The organism is Marinobacter sp. es.048, assembly GCF_900188435.1.
Lineage (GTDB): Bacteria > Pseudomonadota > Gammaproteobacteria > Pseudomonadales > Oleiphilaceae > Marinobacter.
The window spans coordinates 1357778-1379477 of the sequence record NZ_FYFA01000002.1 but is presented as its reverse complement, the minus strand read 5'-3'; the positions used below and the strand labels follow the sequence as shown (position 1 = coordinate 1379477).

Here is a 21700-nt window from a genome sequence, read left to right as displayed (position 1 = left end):
GTTACATCTCTTCCGGTGCGCTGACGCCCAACAGGTCCAGACCGTTGGCGATAACCTGCCGGATGGCAAGGTAGAGGCTGACCCTGGCATCACGAACGGCGGTATCTTCAATCAATACCTTATGGGCGTTGTAGTAAGCATGGAACTGGCCCGCCAGGTCCCGCAGGTAGTGCGTGAGATGATGCGGTTCATGCTGCGCGGCGGAGTTGGCAATGAGCTCCGGATATTTTGCCAGTTGATTGGCCAGATCCTTTTCCTCATCCAGCGTCAACAGTGAGAGCTCACCAATACATTCGTTGCGGCCGCGCTGCACACCTTCCTCTGCCAGTTTTCGAAGCACGCTGCAGATGCGCGCATGGGCATACTGGACGTAATAGACCGGGTTTTCATTGGTCTGGGAGCGAGCCAGATCGATATCGAAGGTCAATTGTGAATCGACGCGGCGCGCGGCCAGGAAGAATCGGGTGGCATCGCGGCCCACTTCATCAATCAGGTCCCGGACTGTTACATAGCTGCCCGCGCGTTTGGAGATTTTTACCTCCTGGCCGGAGCGGGTCACCATTACCATCTGATGCAGTACGTAGTCGGGCCAGCCTTGAGGAATGCCCGCATTCAGTGCCTGCAAGCCGGCGCGGACGCGGGTAACGGTTGAGTGATGGTCGGCACCCTGTTCGTTGATAACGGTGGTAAAGCCCCGTTGCCACTTGTCGAGGTGATAGGCGACATCCGGCAGGAAATAGGTGTAACCACCATCCTTCTTGCGCATGACGCGATCCTTGTCGTCGCCGAACTCTGTGGTCTTCAGCCACATGGCGCCATCCTGCTCGTAGGTGTAGCCATTCTCCTGCAGGCGTTTGACCGTGGCCTCAACCTTGCCGTCCTCGTACAGGGAGGATTCCAGGAAGTAGACATCGAATTGAACGCCGAAAGCTTTCAGATCCAGGTCCTGCTCCCGGCGCAGGAAGGCGACGGCGAATTCGCGGATTGCGTCGCGGTCTTCGGGGTCCGCCTTGGCGGTCACTTCGCGGTCGTCGGCCGTAACAGTGTCGCCAGCAAGGTAGGCCTTGGCGACATCAACGATATAATCGCCCCGGTAGCCGTCCGCCGGCCAGCTCTCGTCATCCGGCGTCAGACCTTTCACCCGGGCCTGAACAGAGAGCGCCAGGTTATCAATCTGGGCCCCGGCGTCGTTGTAGTAGAACTCCCGGGTTACATCGTAACCGTTTGCTTCCAGCAGCCGGCAAAGGCAGTCGCCGATCGCCGCACCACGGCCGTGACCAACGTGGAGGGGGCCTGTGGGGTTGGCCGAGACAAACTCCACCTGAACTTTTTCGCCCTGGCCCTGATTGTTGCGGCCGAAACGATCGCCGTCATCCAGTATGGTGTTGACCACTTCAAAGGCACTGGCAGTGCTCATAAAGAAGTTGATAAAGCCGGGCCCGGCAATCTCCACCTTCTCCACCGCATTGCTCTCCGGCAGGTTCTCTACCAGCGCCTCCGCCAGTTTTCGAGGCGGGCAACCGGCAGCCTTTGAGGCAACCAGGGCAATGTTGCAGGCATAGTCGCCGTGGGACTTGTCCTTGGTATTACCTACCTGGGGAGTGAAAGACTGGTCCGCAGGCAGGGTGCCATCGGCTTGGAGTGCTGCCAGTGCAGACTGGAGCAGATCGGAAACGGTCTCTTTCATGCTGTCAGATGACTCGGTTTACAGGAGAATTAGGTTCGGGGCAGGAGGCCCATTGAAAACAGAAGGCGGCTATTATCGCGGAAAGTTTGGCTGCAAGCAAAAGGCTCCGGCCGGTTGGAATCTGTTTTCTGCTTATCCTGTTTCCTGCGGATCAACATCAATCATCCATTTCGCCCCCGCAGGCAGCTTTCTCTGGTCCAGCTCCTGGCAGATTCCGGTCAATAAACTGTTCAGTTTTTTCCGGTTGCGAGCATTGAGGATGAGTTGTGCCCGGTGCTTGTCTGCGCGCCGGGCAATCATGGCCGGCAGCGGCCCCCAGGTTTCGATGCCTGTGGCATTGGTAAGAGGCTTTATTGCATCCAGCACTTGCAGGCTCTTTTCCATGGTGTCGGCTTCCGCGCGGAAAATAGCCATGGCGCGGAAGGGTGGGAATTGCCCTTCTTCTCGTTCTTTGAGGAGTTGATCGGCGATGTCGATATACTGTCCCTCGCACAGGGTTTTTAGTAATGGGTGGTCACTGTGGCAGGTTTGCACCAGGACTTTGCCGGGTTTTGTGCCGCGGCCAGCGCGGCCGCTGACTTGCAGAAGTGTCTGTATGAGTTGTTCGGGGGCTCGGAAATCCACGCTGAACAGCCCGCCGTCGGCATTCACCACCACGACGAGCGTGACGTTCGGGAAGTCATGCCCCTTCGCCAGCATCTGGGTGCCCACAAGTACGCATGGTTTGCCAGTATTTACCTGGTTCAGAATGCCCTGGATGCTGCCCTTGCGCTGTGTGCTGTCACGATCCACACGCACCACTGGTGTGTCCGGGAAAGTAGTGGTGAGAATGTCTTCGGTTCTCTCGGTACCCTGGCCGACAGGTTTGAAGGCATCGCCGTGGCATTTCGGGCAATGCTCGGTGGCCGCCGTTTGGTAGTCGCAATGATGGCATCGCATTGCCCGGTCCCGGCGATGATAGGTCAGACGAGTGTCGCATCGGGGACACTCGACCATGTGTCCGCAGTCGAAGCACATCATGATCGGGGCAAATCCCCGCCGATTAACAAAGACCAGCGCCTGCTCACCTTTTGCCAGGGTCTGCCTGATGGCAGTCAGGGCGGGCCGGGACAGGCCACCTTCCAGAGGGCGACTACGAATGTCCAGCAGACTGATGATTGGCGGGGTAGCATTACCGGCACGCTCTTCAAGCCTCACCAGGCGGTATTTGGCCTGTTCCGCGTTATGCACGGATTCCAGTGACGGAGTCGCCGATCCGAGGATGACGGGGCAGTTGTTAAGATGCGCTCGATAGACGGCCAGGTCGCGGCCGGAATACCGGAAACCTTCGCCCTGTTTATAGGAGCTGTCATGTTCCTCATCGACAATGATTGTGCGCAGGTTGGTGAAGGGTAGTAGCACAGCCGATCGGGTGCCTACCAGGATAACGGGCTCACCGTTGCGAACTTTTAGCCAGGTTGCCAGGCGCTCGCCATCGTTCAGGGCCGAGTGCCAGACTACGATCCGCCTGCCGAAATAGTGCTGGAATCGGGCAACGGTTTGCGGCGTGAGGTTGATCTCCGGAACCAGTACCAGAGCCTGATCCTGGGCCCCGAGGTGTTGCTTGAGGTAGTGCAGGTAGATCTCGGTTTTTCCGCTGCCGGTAATGCCGTATAGAAGGAAGGCGCCAAACCCGTTGTTTGGAGTACCCAGCTCTTCAGCGGCAGAGGCCTGGGCCGTGGAGAGTCTGGGGATCCGGGCCAGAAGTTCAGGTGTCTCGTTGAACGTCTCTGACCTGGGTGGCGAAACGGTCCCGATCAGCCCCTTCTCACGCAGGGCGTTGAGTTGCGCCCGGGCGAACCCGGCTTTCTGGATATCTGTTGTCGGTGCGCCTTGGGGGCGCTGGTTCAGCCAATCGAAAAGTGCCTTCTGTTTATGGGCATTTGTGGGGAGTGTCGCGCCGTCGTCGTGCGTATTCCACCACTGTTCCGTTTTTTCTTCGGCGATTCGCCCTCGTCTGAGGGCCGGGGGCAGGGCAGTGAACAGGCATTCGCCCAAGGGGTGCTGGTAATAGTCGCTAGCCCAGCTGAGAAGCCTGAAGGTCTCTTTCGGTAATGCAGGCCAATCCTCCATTGCCGCAGCCACCGGCTTGAGTTTTATTCCCGGGGGCGGCTCAACGCCGATCTGTACAACAAGGCCCGTTGCCTGCTGCCGGCCAAATGGAATCCGCACTCTCTGACCCGGCGTTAATTCAAGCTCTTCTGGAATGATGTAATCGAAGAGTCGACGCAGCGGACGATTCAGGGCAATGCGTGCGATCAATGGCACTGAGTGCTCCACTGGATTACGGGTGTCACGGTATTTCCTTATCCTGTTTCATCGGCGGCCTGCCGCAAAATCCGGGGTGGGCGAGTTCGGAAGTCAGGGCGGTGCTTGCCTGCAGCAATAATTGCAAGTAAGATTCCCGGTCTGTTTCCGGCAGGGCATGATTGTGCCCCGTCTTTTCAATTGATTCAAACATGCGGTGCCTGGCGCCTGGGTAATCAAGATACCCCGCGATCAGGTAGCGGCATGACCTAGCGAGGTTCGCCATGAAAGAAGGTATTCACCCCAAGTACGAAGAAATTACCGCCACCTGTTCCTGCGGTAATACATTCAAGACCCGTTCTACCTACACCCATGATCTGCAGCTGGACGTTTGTTCACAGTGCCACCCGTTCTACACCGGCAAGCAGAAGGTTATGGATACCGGTGGCCGTATCGACCGTTTCCAGAAGCGCTTCGGTGGCCGTATCGGCGGCAAGAAAGACTGATCGCACTGGATTCGGAAAAGCGCCTTCGGGCGCTTTTTTTGTGGTTGGAAATCATCATGTATTCATAAGATACATACGCAATTAGCACTATTGACTGTTCGCAAAATGTTCATGGGCCACTTGTCGTTTCGGGTCTGGCGGGCCATAATGGCGCGCTCCGCTGGGCAAGCTCCGGCGGTTCATTACCTTTAAACGTGACAAACGGAACAGTGGCAATGTCTCAAGATCTGAAAGAAGCAGCCCTTGAATATCACGCCAAGCCGCGGCCTGGTAAGCTGAGTGTTGAAATCACCAAGCCCACCAAGACTTCCCGCGACCTTTCCCTGGCGTATAGCCCCGGGGTTGCCGAACCGGTCCGCGAGATCGCAAAGGACCCGGAGAACGCATACAAATACACTGCCAAGGGCAACCTGGTGGCTGTAATCTCTGACGGTTCTGCGATTCTTGGTCTGGGTAACCTGGGTCCGCTGGCAAGCAAGCCGGTTATGGAAGGCAAGGGCGTACTGTTCAAGCGCTTTGCCGGAATTGATGTCTTCGATATTGAAGTCAATTCCGAAAGCCCGCAGGCGTTTATTGAAACAGTTGAGCGTATTGCAGACACCTTCGGGGGTATCAATCTGGAAGACATCAAGGCGCCGGAGTGCTTTGAGATCGAGCGTGCTCTGATCGAAAAGTGCAACGTGCCTATCTTCCACGATGACCAGCATGGTACTGCTATCGTAACCGCTGCCGGCATGATCAATGCCCTTGAACTGCAGGGTAAAAAGATTGAAGAGGCGAGGGTGGTGTGCCTGGGAGCCGGCGCCGCCGCTATTGCCTGCATGAAGATTCTGATCAGTTGCGGCATTCGCTCTGAGAACATCTTCATGCTCGACCGCAAGGGTGTGATCCACTCTGGTCGTGATGATTTGAACCAGTACAAGGCAATGTTTGCCAACGATACTGACAAACGTACTCTGGATGACGCTATCGATGGCGCTGACGTATTCCTGGGTCTGTCCGGTCCGGATCTGCTGACCGCCGACCAGCTCAAGAAAATGGCTCCGAAGCCTATCGTTTTTGCCTGCTCAAACCCGGATCCTGAAATCAGTCCGGAGGTTGCCCTGGCAGCCCGCGATGACCTGATCATGGCCACCGGCCGTTCTGATTACCCGAATCAGGTTAACAACGTATTGGGCTTCCCATTTATTTTCCGTGGAGCGTTGGACGTGCGTGCCACCGCGATCAATGAGGAAATGAAGGTGGCGGCTGTCAATGCAATCCGTGAGCTGGCCAAAGAGTCTGTGCCACAGGAGATCTGCGAGGCTTATGGCGTGGATAGCTTTGAGTTCGGGAAAGAGTACATCATTCCCAAGCCAATGGATGTCCGTTTGCTTGAAGTGGTGCCGGCAGCTGTTGCCCGCGCTGCCGTGGATTCCGGGGTCGCCCGTAATTCATACCCGGCGCACTACCCGCTCAAGTCCATGGACGACATTATCTGATCTGTCGTTCGGGCTGATACAAAAAAACCGGCGGTGATCCCGCCGGTTTTTTTATGCTTGCTCTGTCCGCCTCAGAAAATTCTCCGTGACAGGTCGTCTTCCTCCGAGCTTCCGTTATGGTCGCTTTCGCTCTCGGATGTCAGCGGTGGTGGCGCGTCCTCTTCCCGGAAGACCTCGAAGACACCGTCTTCGCCGGGCCTAGCCCGCTGTCCGGTTTCGGGGTTGATCCGGATGTTTACGATGCCATTGGGCCGAGGCATAAAGGAAGAGGGCGCTCCTTCGAGAGCCACCTCCATGTAGTCCAGCCAGATAGGTAGCGCGGTGCTGGCGCCAAACTCACGTCTGCCGAGCGGTGCCGGCTGGTCGAATCCGACCCAGGCAGTTGTGGCTACCTCGTGATTGAAGCCGGCAAACCAGGTGTCCTTCTGTTCGTTGGTGGTGCCGGTTTTTCCAGCGATGTCGTCCCGGCCAAGGGCCAGTGCTCGTCTGCCTGTGCCGCGCCTAATCACGTCCTGCATCATAGAATGCAGAATAAAGACGGCGCGTTCGTCTGCCAGTCTGCGCATCACGCGAATCTCTGGCGACTCCTCACTCGTTTCAGAAACAGGTGCGGCGGTGTTTGGCTCAGCTTCTTCCGTGCTCAATGCGTCCTTTCCCGCAACTTCGTCGCAGTCTTTGTCACACAGAACGGTTTTCGGCGCCTGGTAGATGGTCTCACCGCTAAAGTCACTGATTGTCTCGATCAGGTAAGGTTCAACGTCGTAGCCACCGTTGGCGATAACAGCCATGCCTCTAGCAAGTTCCATGGGAGTAAGCTGGCCACTACCCAGGGAGAGCGACAGATCGTCTGGCATGTTCTCTATCGGGATTTCCAGCTGTGCCAGATAATCCAGCGTATTCTGAATGCCGAGGTCGCGCAGCAGCCGGATCGAAACCAGGTTGCGTGAGCGATAGAGAGCTTCCCGGAGGCGGGTAGGGCCATAAAACTGTCCCGAGGAGTTCTGAGGCCGCCATGCGGTCTCAAGTTCGGAATCGTCGAATACTATTGGCGCATCGTTATAAATAGTGGCCGGCGTCATGCCGCCTTCCAGGGCGCTCAGGTAGAGAAAGGGCTTGAACGTTGAGCCCGGCTGTCTCCGTGCCTGAATGGCCCGGTTGTATTTGCTCTGACCGAAGCTGTAGCCCCCTGTCAGTGCCTCAATGGCACCGGTTTTGGCTTCCAGTGAAATCAGTGCGCCCTCCGCTCTCGGGATCTGGGCGAGTGCGACGGTCACTGCTGCGGGCTGCTCAGGCTCGTCAACCTGTGGTTGGCTATCGGTGGCATCAGCTTCTGGGGAAGCCTGGACCGGGTTCTGGGCGCGCACATAAACAACGTCGCCGGGCGCAACCACATCGGAAGGTCTCTCTGGCTCTGGGCCAGTTAGGTTTTCGGTTTTGTAGCGTTTCGCCCAGGTCATTGTCTGGAAGGGCATTGTGGCCGATCCGATGCGGCGTGCGTGCACACTCACTTCGCCAGATTCATCGTTCACCTCTTTGACGATTGCGGGCAGCAAGAACTCGACCCGAGGGTAATTCAGGATCAGGTCGGATAATTCGCTGGTGGCAAGTGTTTCCTGGTCGATCTGCCCAATGGGGCCGCGGAAGCCGTGGCGTCGATCATAGGCTTCAAGGCCGTCTCTTAATGCTTCTGTGGCAACCTGCTGCTTTTTGCCGTCAACTGTGAGGGTCACGGTGTAGCCATCGGTGTAAGCGTCTTCGCCGAACCGCCGAACCATTTCGCTTCGGGCCATTTCGGCAACATAATCGGCATCGACTTCCGTTTTCGTGCTGTTATAGCTGGCAGTGATGGGGGCCGAAATTGCAAGCTCATGGGCATCCGGAGTGATGTATCCCAGATCTCGCATGCGCCCGAGAATCCAGTTCCGGCGAATCATTGCGCGGTCCGGGTTTGCTAGCGGATTGAACGCCGAGGGCGCTTTTGGCAAGCCCGCGAGCATGGCCATCTGGGCGAGGGACAATTCCGAGACCGGTTTGTTGTAATAGACTTGCGCGGCAGCGGCAATTCCATAGGCCCGGTTGCCAAGGTAGATTTTGTTCAGATACAGCTCGAGGATGCGATTTTTGTCCAGTTCACGTTCGATCTGAAGAGCCAGAAGTATCTCGTTGAACTTCCGGATAAAGGTTCTGTCCCGTGACAAAAAGTAATTTTTTGCAACCTGCATTGTGATCGTACTGCCCCCGGACTGGATCTCGCCGGTTGAGACCAGTTCGATGGCAGCCCGCGCCAGGCCTTTGATGTCGACCCCAAAGTGCTCGTAAAAACGCGAGTCTTCAGCCGCCATAAAGGCTTGTAACTGAATTGTTGGGATCTGTTCGATTGTGATGGGTGCCCTTCTCTTTTCACCGAATTCTGCTATTAATCTGTTGTCTTTGCTATAGACCCTTAACGGGGTCTGAAGCTTGATGTCCAGAAGCTGATGTACCGGCGGAAGGCCAGGGCGAAGGTAAAGATAGAAGCCTGAGGTTACGATAACGGCGACACTCAGTCCGGTAAGAAACAACCAGGCAAAAAGGCGAGATGTGCGCAACAAATGAGACATTTTTTTCTGACAACTGTTGGATATAGGTCTATCATTTGAGAAATTGCTTTAGGAAGGAAGAGTCGCTTCACCGCCGCAATAGTTCTCAATTAAAGAAGAACAGGCATTGTAGACGGAATGGTGAAGAAATTCTCTTAAATAAAAAACACATAAGTTACGTAACCGGGTGCATCTAACCAGGTATAGGGTGAGCGCGTGTTTGGATTAGGAAAGAAATCCAGTGCAGTGCTGGGCGTGGATATAAGCTCCAGCTCGGTCAAACTTCTGGAGCTGTCAAAGCAGGGCGACCGTTATAAGGTCGAGAGCTACGCGGTGGAGCCTTTGCCGGCCAATGCCGTTGTTGAAAAGAATATTACGGACGTTGAAGCCGTGGGCGATGTAATGAAGCGGGTGGCTTCCAAGTCCCGTTCTGGCGTCAAACAGGTGGCTGTTGCGGTTTCAGGTTCTGCGGTCATTACCAAGCTCATCCAGATGGATGGCGGCCTCAACGAATTCGAGATGGAAGATCAGATTGCCCTGGAGGCCGATCAGTACATTCCATACCCGCTGGATGAAGTGGCGATCGATTTCGAAGTTCAAGGTCCTTCTGAGAACAACCCCGACCAGGTGGATGTGCTTTTGGCTGCTTGCCGTAAGGAAAACGTGGACATTCGGGAGGATGCACTCGAGATTGCCTCTCTGACTACCAAAGTGGTTGACGTTGAAGCCTATGCACTTGAGCGTGCTTACGCACTGATCGAGTCACAGCTGGACTCCCAGGGTGAGGAGCTGGTGGTAGCGATTGTGGACATTGGCGCGACCATGACCACGCTGAGTGTTCTTGCTGGCGGCAAGACCGTTTACACGCGTGAGCAGATTTTCGGTGGCAAACAGCTAACCGAGGAAATCCAGCGCCGTTATGGTTTGTCGCTCGAGGAAGCCGGCCTGGCCAAAAAGCAGGGCGGACTGCCTGATGACTACGAGTCCGAAGTGCTTACTCCGTTCCGCGAGGCTGTCGTGCAGCAGGTCGCTCGAGCGCTTCAGTTCTTCTTTGGTGCCAGTCAGTACAATGCCGTCGATTATGTGGTTCTGGCCGGAGGCACTGCCTCGATTCAGGGGCTGACTGAAATGGTCGAAGAAAAAACGGGAACGCCGACCATGGTCGCGAATCCTTTTGCAGACATGGCGGTAGGTTCAAGGGTAAACGCATCGGCACTTAGCAATGATGCGCCTTCCCTGATGATTGCCTGCGGCCTGGCAATGAGGAGCTTCGACTGATGGCAAAGATTAACCTTCGACCGTGGCGTGAAGAGCTTCGCGCTGAGAAACAGAAACAGTTCGTGGTCATGATTCTTGGTGCTGCGATCATTGCCGGCGGGCTGGTCTTTCTCTGGAAAACCGATATGGATAGCCGGATCGCCTACCAGCAATCCCGCAACGCCTACATTGAGACTGCTACTAAAAAGCTTGATCAGCAGATCAAGGAGATTGAGAACCTCAAGCGCAAGCGGGATGAGCTCCTTGCCCGGATGCAGGTCATTCAGGATCTCCAGGGTAAGCGTCCGGTTATCGTGCGCGTGTTCGACGAGTTGGTGAGGACATTGCCCGATGGCTTGTTCTATACCGATCTCAAGCGAACCGGCGAGCGAGTCGACATTGTAGGAATGGCTGAGTCTAACAGCAGGGTTTCTACGCTTATGCGCCAGTTCGAGGAGTCCGAATGGTTTACGGATCCCAACCTCTCGAATGTCTCTGCAGCTGATAGTCGCCGGGCCGGTTACAGCCAGTTCAATCTGTCCGTTAAACAGAAAACGCCCGAGCCCGAAGGGGAGGATAAGTAATGAGCCTCGCGGACTCTCTAAAAAGCCTCAATGAATTTGATATCAACGACCTTGATGTCAACAACGCCGGTATCTGGCCTGCTCCAATAAAGTTCATCGTAGTTCTGATTATCTTCGGGCTCATCGCCGGAGGTGGTTACTGGTTCTTTATCAAGGATCAGTACGCTCAGCTTGAACGGGTGGAGCGCACCGAGCAGGAGCTGCGGAAAACCTATGAAGAGAAAGCCTACCAGGTCGCAAACCTTGAGGTTTTCAAAGCCCAGATGGCGGAAATGGAAGAAACCTTTGGCGCACTGGTAAGGCAGCTTCCAAGTGAGACCGAAGTGCCAGGGTTGCTTGAGGACATCACGAATACCGCTCTGGGTAATGGCCTGGCGCTTCAGGAAGTGGCTCTTCAGCCAGAGCAGCGCCGGGACTTCTATTCCGAGCTGCCAATCAATATCCGGGTGTCTGGCTCCTATCATGAGCTGGCATCTTTCGTCAGCAGTGTTGCGAGCCTGCCACGGATTGTGACACTGCACGACTTGACCATAAAACCAACTGGCGGAGATGGAGAGCGGCTTGATATGCAGGTTGTGGCTCGTACTTACCGCTACCGGGCTGGAGAATGAGCATGACAGGAAAGCATGCGGTAAAGGCCTGGCTGGGTGTTTGTCTGGTGTCTCTCCTGACAGCCTGTTCCCAGGGCAGCGGATTTTCAGATCTTGATCAATTTATGGCCGAAACCCGGGCAAAACCGAGAGGGTATGTTGAGCCCTTGCCGGAGTTCAAAGCCTACGAGGCTTTCAGCTACTCAGCGGCAGATCGTCGGGCTCCCTTTGAACCACCCATCGATGTTCAACTGACCATGGTGGACGAGCAACCGATCAGCGATGTTGAGCCGGATCTCGATCGGCCCAGAGAAGTTCTCGAGAATTTCGATCTGAAAGCGCTTGAAATGGTCGGCACGCTTCAGGGGGCGTCGGGCAACCTGTTTGCCCTTATTGAAGACGATACCGGCGGAATTCATAGAGTCCGTACTGGAAATTACATGGGGCAGAACTACGGTCGCATTGTGGGCGTCAGTGAAACCCGTATCGAGCTTATTGAAATCGTTCCCAATGGCCGGGGTGGCTGGGTTGAGCGTCCTCGCTCCCTGACCCTGGAAGAGGGCGCAGGCTAAGGAGCGGCTGGATGAAAGTTGAAAGAACCATGCACGTACAAAAAAGTTTAGGGTCGAGGCTAGCGATGTTCAGAAAACTCAATGTATACGTCAGCGTGATTGCTTTTGGGTTGTTATCCGGCCTGGCCAACGCGGTCACGCTGGAAGACGTGTCGTTTTCGTCGCTACCGGGCGAGCGGCTTGAAGTCACACTGCAATTTGATGGGGCACCGCCGGAACCTTCCGGATACACCATCGAGCGTCCTGCTCGGATCGCGGTGGATCTTCGGGATACGACCAGTGGTCTCGATAGCCGCAGTGTGCCTCTTGGGTCTGGCAATGCCCAGAGCATGACCGTGGTTGAAACCAAGGATCGCACGCGGTTGATTTTCAACCTGGTTGAGCTAGTGCCATACGACACAGTTCGTTCGGGGAACTCTCTGGTTATGACGATCGGCGGGCAAGCTCAGGGCGTTGCGGCGAGCTCCCCGACTACCGCGCCTCAAAGCAGCTCAACATCGGCTGCAATGTCTTCTGACGCTCTGGCCGGGGTGGACTTCCGTCGTGGCAAGGACGGGGAAGGCCGCGTGCTTGTTGATCTCGGCAGCTCCAGCACACCAGTGGACCTGACTGAGCGAGCCGGCAAAATCCGTCTGACGATGGATGGTATTGAAGTTCCCTCGGATCTACGGCGCCGGCTTGACGTTACAGACTTTGCAACACCGGTTACCCGTATTGACACCTTTGTGGAAGATGGCAATGCCGTGGTCGAGATCACCCCCGAAGGGAATTACGACTACATTGCCTACCAGTCTGGTAGTCAGTTTACCGTCAGTGTTGAGGAGCTGAGCCAGGAAGAGGCGGAGTCCCGTCGGGAAGAGAAATTCCCGTACACCGGTGACAAGCTGTCCCTTAACTTCCAGGACATTGAAGTTCGCTCGGTGCTTCAGCTTATTGCTGACTTCACCGGCTTGAACCTGGTGGCCAGTGACACTGTGGGCGGCAGCATTACCCTGCGTCTTCAGAACGTTCCCTGGGATCAGGCGCTGGATCTGATTCTCAAGACCAAGGGGCTTGATAAGCGCCAGATTGGCAATGTTTTGCTGGTAGCGCCTGCGGATGAAATTGCCGCCCGGGAGAAGCTTGAGCTTGAGACTAACAAGCAAATCGCTGAACTGGCACCGGTTCGTCTGGACATCATTCAGGTTAACTACGCCAAGGCGGCTGATATTGTTGCATTGATCAAGGAAGACGAAGAGCTGATTTCTGATCGCGGATTCGTTTCCTCGGATGTCCGCACCAATACCATCAGTGTTCGTGAGACTGCAGAAAAACTTGATGAAATCCGCCGCCTCGTCTCGACATGGGATGTGCCGGTACGGCAGGTCTCTATTGAGGCCCGTATTGTGCGCGCCCAGACCAACGTGGCTGAGAACCTTGGTGTTCGTTGGGGTGGCGCAGCTTACGACATTAGCGGAGACAATATCTTTTCAGTAGGCGGTGGTCTTGATGGCGTGCAAGATGCCCGGGATTCTGCCGCGACTCCGGGATCTTTCCAGACGTCTTTCCCTGGCGCACTTGCGGTAGATCTGGGAGTGAGTGGTGACGGTGCGTCCTCCTTCGCAATCGGTTGGGGCAGTGACGACTTCCTGGTGGATCTTGAACTCTCGGCCCTTGAGAGCGACGGCCAGGCTGAAGTGGTTTCTCAGCCCCGGGTTGTGACCGCCGATCGTCAGACGGCGTCGATCAAGTCTGGTGAGGAAATCCCCTATCAGGAAGCGTCTTCGAGCGGTGCCACTTCCGTTTCTTTCAAGGAAGCCGTGCTCTCCCTGGAAGTAACGCCGCAGATTACACCGGATGACAAGATCATCATGGATCTGGTGGTCAATCAGGACTCCCGTGGTGAGGTGACTGCTGGTATCCCATCCATCAACACCAATTCGGTAACAACACAGGTTCTGGTTGGCAACGGCGAGACAGTGGTTCTTGGCGGTATCTTCCAGTCGGAAGTTGCGACCCAGACCACCAAGACGCCGTTCCTCGGAGATATTCCCTACCTGGGTCGTATCTTCAAGCGCACTGAGCACATCGATGAGCGCAGCGAACTGCTGATCTTCATTACACCGAAGATCATCAAGAATGACCTGCTTCGCTAATCGGTGAAGTTTAAAAGCCGCCGCGTAAAACCGGCGGCTTTTTTGTGCCTGAATTTTGCCCAAGTCGGGTCCTGAACTTATGCAATCCCGGGCCCTGTGATATTCTCACCCGCCTGAACAAAACTGAGCGGAAGTTATGTCTTTGCCGAAACGCGTTGTCCTCGTTGGCCCCATGGGAGCAGGGAAAAGCACGATTGGCCGGATGCTCGCCAAAGAGCTCGGCTACCGTTTCCTCGATTCTGATCGCATCATTGAACAGCGATGCGGGGCTAACATCCCGTGGATTTTCGATGTTGAGGGGGAGGATGGGTTCCGCTTGAGGGAAACGGCCATGCTGGATGAGTTGTCCTACGAAGATAACACGGTGCTGGCCACCGGGGGCGGGGCGGTGATGCGCGAGGAAAACCATCCTATCCTGAAGAGGGATGCGACGGTCATCTATCTGAAAACGTCGATAGAGCAGCAGGTAGAGAGAACACGCAAGGACCGAAATCGGCCCTTGCTGCAGAATGACGACCCGGAAGCGGTTTTGCGCAAACTTTTCTCTATCCGCGATCCCCTGTATTCGAGCCTGGCAGACATCGTCATGTACACAGACAGAAAAAGCCCCAGGCTTGTCGTGCGTCAGCTGGTTAATCGGCTCAACCCGAAAACACCTCGTCATAAAAGGCAGATCCGGAAGGAAGGTCGCAATCATGTCTAATCGGTATCGCGAACTCTCGGTGGAACTCGGTGAGCGCAGCTATCCTATTTTTATCGGCCAGGACCTTCTCGGTACCCAGGATCTGTCAACATACGTGTCCGGGTCGCAGGTCATGATCGTTACCAACGAGACGGTGGCACCTCTCTATCTTGAGCAGGCTAAAGCCTGCTTCCCGGGGAAGCGGGTTGATACCGTCGTACTTCCCGATGGCGAAAAGTTCAAGGACTGGCAGACCCTTAACAGGATCTTTGACGGTCTCCTTGAGCAGCGACATACCCGGAAAACCACCCTGGTTGCCCTCGGCGGGGGTGTGGTCGGCGATATGGTCGGTTTTGCCGCCGCCTGTTACCAACGGGGTGTCCCGTTCATCCAGATTCCAACCACCCTGCTTTCCCAGGTGGATTCGTCTGTTGGTGGTAAAACCGGCATCAATCATCCCCTTGGTAAGAACATGATTGGCGCCTTCCATCAACCGCAGGCGGTATTGATAGATACAGCAAGCCTGCAGACTTTACCTCCGCGTGAGGTTTCAGCGGGTCTGGCGGAAGTGATCAAGTATGGGCTGATTCGGGAGCAGGGCTTTCTTGCCTGGCTTGAAGATCAAATGGACTCTCTGGTCAGCCTTCAGCCAGAGGCGCTGGCAGAAGCCATTTTCCGGTCCTGTGCCTGCAAGGCAGAGATTGTAGCCCTCGACGAGCGCGAAGGTGGTCTAAGAGCGATTCTCAATCTTGGTCATACCTTCGGGCATGCGATAGAAACCTACGCCGGTTATGGCAACTGGCTGCACGGAGAGGCAGTAGGAACCGGTATGATCATGGCCGCAGAATTGTCTGCTCTAGAGGGGATGATCAGTCGTGATGATTGTGTCCGGATAAACCGACTGATCCTGCGCGCCGGATTGCCGGATAAACCTCCGGTCGGAATGACAGCCGAGGACTTTATGAGTTTGATGGCTGTCGACAAGAAAAACGTGGACGGCCTGCTCCGGTTGGTCTTGCTTCGCTCGGTTGGCGATGCTGTCATCACATCCGAAGCAAGCCCTGAAAACCTTGCCCTGATCTTTGCCCGTTTTTGCAGCGCAACATGATGCCGGCCAGAGGGCTTCAATGATTTGGTAACGGACCAGCAAACAAGGAAGACCCGTGACTGAAGAAAGCTTGAACAGTCTTGATGGCGGCGGCCTGTTTCCGAGGCTGCAACAACGCTACAGCCTCCGTTCCAATCCTCTCGAAATGGAAACACCGTTTTTTCCGGATGCCATGCGTCATCACGCGCTGGAGGCGTTACGCCACCTTTGTGGTTTTGGCGATATGGCCCTGTTGCTGACAGGTGCAGCCGGTGCAGGCAAGACTAGGATACTGGCGGAACTGGTGCGCAGCGAGTCGTCCCGGCTCGATTTTCACCGGATACCCGCTGCAGCTCTGAGTAGTGCCCAGGCGCTTGCCCGGGATCTGAAAGCGGTCGCCCACTCCAGCCTCGGCTCAGAAGACAGTCCCCGAGAACTGGTTTATAGCTTCTTCAGGTGGTCGGAGTCACGGGTCCGAAAAGGGCAGCGTATGGTCCTTCTGATTGACGATGCGGACCGGGCGCCGATGGAGTTGCTCCGGCTGATCCTGTCCGCCTATCTGGCCTCAGAACGCGGCTCTTCTGCAGTTCCGGTGTTTGCCGGTACGGATGGTCTGGTTCAAATGCTGGGCCTTGATGATGCGACCACAAGTGTTCACCAGATACATCTGCGGCCCCTCACCAGGGAAGAAATCGTTGCCTACCTTGAGCCACGGGTTCACGCAGCCGGCGGCAAGGCTGGGGAGCTTCTCAGCCCGGCCCGAGTTTCCAAAATCCATGCTCTGAGTCAGGGAAGTTTTTCGCGACTCAAGCGTGTAACCCCGGGGGTTTGGCTGGACATGGTGGCTTCGCCGGGTGCCGATCGCTCACCGGAAGTTCCATGGAAGCGGTTCCTTTGGCCGGGACTGGCGCTTGTTCTCCTTGCGGGCTCTTGGTGGTTCGTGTCGCGCCAGTATGATGAATCCGTTGCCGAAGAGACTGTGGAAGCGCCGGAGCCGTTGAGAAAGAGCATCACCATTGGGCCGGAGACTGAGAATTTATCGCCATCCCGGGATAAGCCGCCCAAGGATGAGCCGCCCAAAGATGAGCCTGTCATGGAGCCTGACACGGCATTGACAGAGCCGGTAACCGAGGCGGAAGCTGCCCAGCCAGAGCCAGAGCCAGAGCCAGAGCCAGAGCCAGAGCCAGAGCCAGAGCCAGAGCCAGAGCCAGAGCCAGAGCCAGAGCCAGAGCCAGAGCCAGAGCCAGAATCCGCGCCGCAGTTCACTCCGGCCAATTCGGAGAGTTTTGTAGTCATTGAACAGGTCAGGAGGCGCGGAGGCTGGACCATCCAGCTTGTTGCCGGCAACCTGGAGCAGACCGCACTGAATGTTATCTCCCGCTATTCAGAGCTTGGCGATCTGGTGTATACCCGGGGGGAAAGGCAGGGCCAACCCTGGTTTATGGTATTCTATGGGGAGTTCCCAACCCGAGAGGCGGCAAATGCCGCGGCATCCGGTTTGCCGGAGGAGCTGGCTTCCCGGTCGCCCTGGGTGCGTCCGGTCGACAATTTATAGCGCCGTCATTTCTGGTGCTAACTCGTTGTTCCATAACATTGTAGACTGGTAATTCCGGTTCCGGCTTCCCACAATAATTCCACGCCGATTTGAGTACGTATTTCTACGTGTGTAAAATGGCCAGCCCCCATTTTCAGTGTCAAAGGGTGGTCGTATGGCTGTGCACCAATTAACCCTTTGATTGAAAAGCATTTTTACGTGAGAGAACGCTTATGATGACAGGTTTGTATCATCCCGATGAATTCAGGGACAACTGCGGATTCGGTCTGATTGCTCATATGAAGGGCGAGGCCAGCCACAAGTTGTTGCAAACTGCCATCGAGTCTCTGACCTGCATGACCCACCGAGGTGGTATCGCTGCAGACGGAAAGACCGGCGATGGTTGTGGCCTGCTGATCCAGAGCCCGGATGGCTTTCTGAAAAAAGCCGCCAAGGCAGCGTTTGGCAAGGAGCCAGGCGACCTCTTTGCGGTCGGCCAGGTCTTCCTGAACCCCGACGAGGCCAAGGCCTCTGCCGGTCGTGCAGCCATTGAGAAACGGTTGACCGAGCAGGGACTGGAGGTTTTCGGCTGGCGTGAAGTGCCGGTCGATGACAGCTGCCTCGGCCCCATGGCGCTGGATTGTCTGCCCCGCATTGAGCAGGTTTTCGTGGTACCTGCCGGCAAGACAGAGCGAGATTTTGCAATCAGTCTGTTCGTAGGTCGCCGGCACGCCGAAAGCGATATGGCCGAGGATCCGGAATTCTATATCTGTAGCCTGTCGCATCGCACCCTGGCCTACAAGGGCCTGATGATGCCCGCGGACCTTGCCAACTTCTACAAGGACCTGGGTGACCCGGATCTTGAGACGGCTATTTGTGTGTTCCACCAACGGTTCTCCACCAACACCATGCCCCGGTGGCCCCTGGCCCAGCCGTTCCGGTATCTGGCCCACAATGGTGAGATCAACACCATCGACGGCAACCGGAACTGGGCTATTGCCCGGGCTGCGAAGTTCAGCTCACCGGAACTGCCGGATCTTCAGACCCTGCAGCCGCTTGTGAACCTCACAGGTTCCGACTCTTCAAGCATGGACAACATGCTGGAAGTGCTGCTTGCCGGTGGCGTTGACCTGTTCCGCGCGGTTCGCATGATGATTCCGCCGGCCTGGCAGAATGTCGACAGCATGGACTCCGAGTTGCGAGCGTTCTATGAGTACAACTCCATGCACATGGAGCCCTGGGATGGCCCCGCAGGTCTGGTCATGTCGGATGGCCGTTATGCGGTGTGTATGCTGGATCGGAACGGCCTCCGCCCGGCCCGGTGGGTTATCACCAAAGATGACTTTATTACTCTGGCGTCAGAGATCGGTACCTACGGCTATCAGCCCGATGACGTGGTTGCCAAAGGCCGTGTCGGGCCGGGTCAGATGCTGGCAATTGACACCGAATCCGGTGAAGTTCTGCATACCAAGGACATTGATCAGCGGCTGAAGACGGCGCAGCCTTACAAGCGCTGGCTTCGCGAGAACGCCCTGCGAGTGGAAACCACCCTGAATCAGGATACCCCCGATTTCAGGCTGATGGACGCCGACGAGCTGCTGGTTCATCAGAAGATGTTCATGGTGTCCTTCGAAGAGCGTGACCAGGTCTTGCGCCCGCTGGCGGAGAACGGCCAGGAAGCTGTCGGTTCCATGGGTGACGATACCCCCATGGCCGTGCTTTCAAGCAAGGTACGCCACGTAGCGGACTACTTCCGTCAGAAATTCGCCCAGGTCACCAACCCGGCGATCGACCCTCTGCGTGAGGCGATCGTTATGTCTCTGGAGACATGTCTGGGTGCCGAGCGCAACGTGTTCGAGGAAACCGCCGATCACGCGGATCGTATAATCCTGACCACGCCTGTACTGTCTCCGGCCAAGTTCCTGAAGATTGCCAACAACGACCGCCCGGGGTTCGAGGTTGCTCGTATCTCCATGAGCTACCGACCGGAGCAGGGGCTGGAACAGGCGATTCACCAGGTTTGTGAGGAAGCGGAACAGGCCGTCCGGGATGGTAAGGTGCTGCTGATCCTCACCGATAAAGATCTGAAGGAAGGTGAACTGCCGGTCAATGCCCTGATGGCAACCGGTGCGGTCCATCACCACTTGGTCAAGAAAGGATTGCGCTGCGATTCCAACATCGTTGTTGAAACCGGTTGGGCTCGCGATCCCCATCATTTCGCTGTGCTCTTCGGTTTTGGTGCGACGGCGGTCTATCCGTACCTTGCCTATCAGGTTCTGAACGATCTGATCCGTACCGGCGAGCTGCTGATGGATCCGATCGATGCCAAGAACAACTACCGGAAGGGCATCAACAAGGGGCTGCTGAAGATACTTTCGAAGATGGGTATTTCGACCATCACTTCCTACCGCGGTGCCCAGCTGTTTGAGGCGATCGGTCTGGCCGATGATGTCGTTGACCTGTGCTTCAAGGGTGTACCAAGCAGGATCCAGGGTGCAGGGTTCTACGACTTCCAGCAGGACCAGGAGCAACTGGCCTCCGTAGCCTGGAAGCCGCGAAAGCCCATTGTCCAGGGTGGTCTGCTGAAGTACGTCCATGGCCAGGAATATCATGCATTTAACCCGGATGTAGTTGGCAAACTGCAGGAAGCGGTAACCAGTGGCGACTATGGTCACTACAAAGAGTATGCCGGTCTGGTCAATGAACGTCCGGTAGCAACCCTCCGGGATCTTCTGGGCTTCCGGAAGGACCTCAAGCCAATCGACCTTTCCGAGGTAGAGCCGGCAGAGAACATTTTCCCGCGCTTCGATTCGGCGGCCATGTCCCTTGGTGCGCTGTCTCCAGAGGCCCACGAGGCCCTGGCGGTTGCCATGAACACTCTGGGTGGTCGCTCGAACTCTGGCGAGGGCGGCGAAGATCCGGCCCGCTATGGCACCGAAAAGCGCTCCAAGATTAAGCAGGTGGCCTCCGGGCGTTTCGGCGTTACAGCCGAGTATCTTCGCAGCGCTGATGTCATGCAGATCAAGGTTGCCCAGGGCGCGAAGCCCGGTGAGGGTGGCCAGCTGCCCGGTGGCAAGGTCAATGATCTGATTGCCCGTCTGCGCTATTCAGTGCCCGGCGTGACCTTGATTTCACCGCCGCCGCACCACGATATCTACTCCATCGAGGATCTGGCCCAGCTGATTTTTGACCTCAAGCAGGTTAATCCCCAGGCCCTGGTGTCTGTGAAACTGGTCTCTGAGCCAGGTGTCGGTACGATCGCGGCAGGTGTTGCGAAGGCCTACGCCGACCTTATTACCGTATCTGGCTACGATGGTGGTACGGCAGCAAGTCCGCTGACCTCTATTCGCTACGCTGGTTCTCCCTGGGAGCTCGGGCTGACCGAAACTCAGCAGGCACTGAGGGCAAACGATCTGCGGGGCAAAATCCGTCTGCAGACTGATGGCGGCATCAAGACAGGTCTGGATGTGGTGAAAGGCGCGATGCTGGGTGCCGAGAGTTTTGGTTTCGGTACCACGCCGATGGTGGCGCTGGGCTGCAAATACCTCCGTATCTGCCACCTGAATAACTGCGCGACCGGTGTCGCGACGCAGAATGACCACCTCCGAGAAGAGCATTTCAAGGGCACGGTGGAAATGGCCATGAATTTCTTCCGCTTCGTGGCTGAAGAAACCCGTGAGTGGATGGCGAAGCTGGGCGTGCGCAGCCTTGAAGAACTGGTCGGCCGCGTTGATCTGCTGGAGCGCTTGCCGGGCGATACCGAGCGCCAGAAGAAGTTGGATCTCCGTCGCCTGCTGTCCAACGACCATATTCCCGCGGACAAGCCGCAGACCTGTCAGGTGGAACGGAATTACCCGTTCGACGAGGGTAAGCTCGCGGAACAGATGGTTCAGGATACAGCTGCGGCGATCAAGGAAAAGAGTGGTGGTGCCTGGTCCTATCGGGTAACCAACTGCGACCGCTCCATCGGTGCCCGCCTTTCTGGCGAAATTGCCCAGATCCATGGTAACCAGGGAATGGTCGATGCACCGATCACCCTGGATCTGACCGGTACCGCCGGCCAGAGCTTTGGTGTCTGGAACGTGGGTGGTCTCAACCTGATCCTTGAAGGGGATGCCAACGACTACGTCGGTAAGGGCATGACCGGTGGCAAGCTGGTGGTGAAGCCGCCCCGCGGCAGCGCTTTCAAGACTCAGGAAACCTCCATTGTTGGCAACACTTGCCTTTACGGTGCGACGGGCGGCAAGCTCTTCGCGGCAGGAACGGCAGGTGAACGATTTGCGGTCCGTAACTCCGGCGCCCATGCGGTTGTGGAAGGCGCGGGTGACCACTGTTGTGAGTACATGACGGGTGGTCTGGTGACAGTTCTTGGCTCAACGGGGCACAATTTCGGCGCTGGTATGACCGGTGGCTTTGCCTATGTGATGGATCTCAACAATACCTTCGTGGACAAGTACAACCACGAGCTGGTCGAGATTCAGCGGATTTCCAGCGAAGACATGGAGTCCTACCGTAACCATCTGCGCGGCGTTATTCGGGAGCATATTTCGGAAACCGCCAGTGAGTGGGCTGAGCACATTCTTGAGAATTTCGACGACTACATTGGCCGTTTCTGGCTGGTGAAACCGAAGGCTGCCAACCTGCGTAGCCTGCTGGCTAGTACCCGGGCACGTCCGGAATAAGAGGCTGAGAGGGTTTGGGGTGTGCAGCCTGGCTGCCG

At 56.3% G+C, this 21700-nt stretch carries 15 protein-coding genes; 11 read left to right on the top strand and 4 right to left on the bottom strand.

The window, feature by feature from the left end; genetic code table 11:
- Position 1: 1 nt before the first annotated feature.
- From argS to CFT65_RS18975, 3 genes are all read right to left on the bottom strand, one after another.
- Positions 2-1687 (bottom strand): arginine--tRNA ligase, encoded by a 1686-nt coding sequence (gene argS, locus CFT65_RS17385; protein WP_088829307.1) that lies wholly within the window; start codon positions 1685-1687, stop codon positions 2-4.
- 132 nt (positions 1688-1819) lie between these two features.
- Positions 1820-3994: a primosomal protein N' gene (locus tag CFT65_RS17380; protein WP_088829605.1), complete on the bottom strand. Its 2175-nt coding sequence runs from the start codon at positions 3992-3994 to the stop codon at positions 1820-1822.
- Between the two features lie 25 nt (positions 3995-4019).
- Positions 4020-4259 (bottom strand): hypothetical protein, encoded by a 240-nt coding sequence (locus CFT65_RS18975; RefSeq protein WP_141103823.1) that lies wholly within the window; start codon positions 4257-4259, stop codon positions 4020-4022.
- On the opposite strand from CFT65_RS18975, the gene rpmE reads away from it, so the two are divergent.
- Together rpmE and CFT65_RS17370 are read left to right on the top strand one after the other, a co-directional pair.
- Entirely contained in the window at positions 4258-4479 is a 222-nt protein-coding gene (gene rpmE, locus CFT65_RS17375; RefSeq protein WP_064230272.1) for a 50S ribosomal protein L31, read from the top strand. The two genes, CFT65_RS18975 and rpmE, sit on opposite strands and share 2 nt — an antisense overlap.
- A 215-nt stretch (positions 4480-4694) precedes the next feature.
- A complete protein-coding gene (locus tag CFT65_RS17370; RefSeq protein ID WP_088829306.1) occupies positions 4695-5960 on the top strand; it encodes a malic enzyme-like NAD(P)-binding protein in 1266 nt (421 codons plus the stop codon).
- A 71-nt stretch (positions 5961-6031) separates the two neighbouring features.
- On the opposite strand, the gene CFT65_RS17365 is transcribed toward CFT65_RS17370, so the two are convergent.
- Positions 6032-8560, bottom strand: coding sequence for a penicillin-binding protein 1A (locus tag CFT65_RS17365; protein ID WP_088829304.1), 2529 nt, complete (start codon positions 8558-8560; stop codon positions 6032-6034).
- Positions 8561-8755: 195 nt separating this feature from the next.
- On the opposite strand from CFT65_RS17365, the gene CFT65_RS17360 reads away from it, so the two are divergent.
- The 9 genes from CFT65_RS17360 to gltB all read left to right on the top strand — a co-directional run bounded on the left by CFT65_RS17360 (position 8756) and on the right by gltB (position 21662).
- Positions 8756-9817 (top strand): pilus assembly protein PilM, encoded by a 1062-nt coding sequence (locus CFT65_RS17360; RefSeq protein ID WP_088829302.1) that lies wholly within the window; start codon positions 8756-8758, stop codon positions 9815-9817.
- On the top strand, positions 9817-10380 hold the full coding sequence (locus CFT65_RS17355) for a PilN domain-containing protein (protein ID WP_088829301.1): 564 nt from the start codon (positions 9817-9819) through the stop codon (positions 10378-10380). The genes CFT65_RS17360 and CFT65_RS17355 overlap by 1 nt, the downstream gene beginning before the upstream one ends.
- Positions 10380-10991, top strand: coding sequence for a type 4a pilus biogenesis protein PilO (locus tag CFT65_RS17350; protein ID WP_088829299.1), 612 nt, complete (start codon positions 10380-10382; stop codon positions 10989-10991). Before CFT65_RS17355 ends, CFT65_RS17350 begins: the two co-directional genes overlap by 1 nt.
- Before the next feature lie 2 nt (positions 10992-10993).
- Positions 10994-11542, top strand: coding sequence for a pilus assembly protein PilP (locus CFT65_RS17345; RefSeq protein ID WP_088829297.1), 549 nt, complete (start codon positions 10994-10996; stop codon positions 11540-11542).
- Between the two features lie 65 nt (positions 11543-11607).
- Positions 11608-13677: a type IV pilus secretin PilQ gene (gene pilQ, locus CFT65_RS17340; RefSeq protein ID WP_172408507.1), complete on the top strand. Its 2070-nt coding sequence runs from the start codon at positions 11608-11610 to the stop codon at positions 13675-13677.
- A 136-nt stretch (positions 13678-13813) separates the two neighbouring features.
- Positions 13814-14380: a shikimate kinase AroK gene (aroK, locus tag CFT65_RS17335; protein ID WP_088829296.1), complete on the top strand. Its 567-nt coding sequence runs from the start codon at positions 13814-13816 to the stop codon at positions 14378-14380.
- Positions 14373-15467, top strand: coding sequence for a 3-dehydroquinate synthase (gene aroB, locus CFT65_RS17330; protein ID WP_088829294.1), 1095 nt, complete (start codon positions 14373-14375; stop codon positions 15465-15467). Before aroK ends, aroB begins: the two co-directional genes overlap by 8 nt.
- Before the next feature lie 55 nt (positions 15468-15522).
- Entirely contained in the window at positions 15523-17001 is a 1479-nt protein-coding gene (locus CFT65_RS17325; RefSeq protein ID WP_088829293.1) for an AAA family ATPase, read from the top strand.
- A 212-nt stretch (positions 17002-17213) separates the two neighbouring features.
- The gene (gene gltB / locus CFT65_RS17320; RefSeq protein ID WP_088829291.1) at positions 17214-21662 is read left to right on the top strand and encodes a glutamate synthase large subunit; all 4449 of its coding nucleotides are present in this window, start codon (positions 17214-17216) and stop codon (positions 21660-21662) included.
- Positions 21663-21700 lie beyond the last annotated feature (38 nt).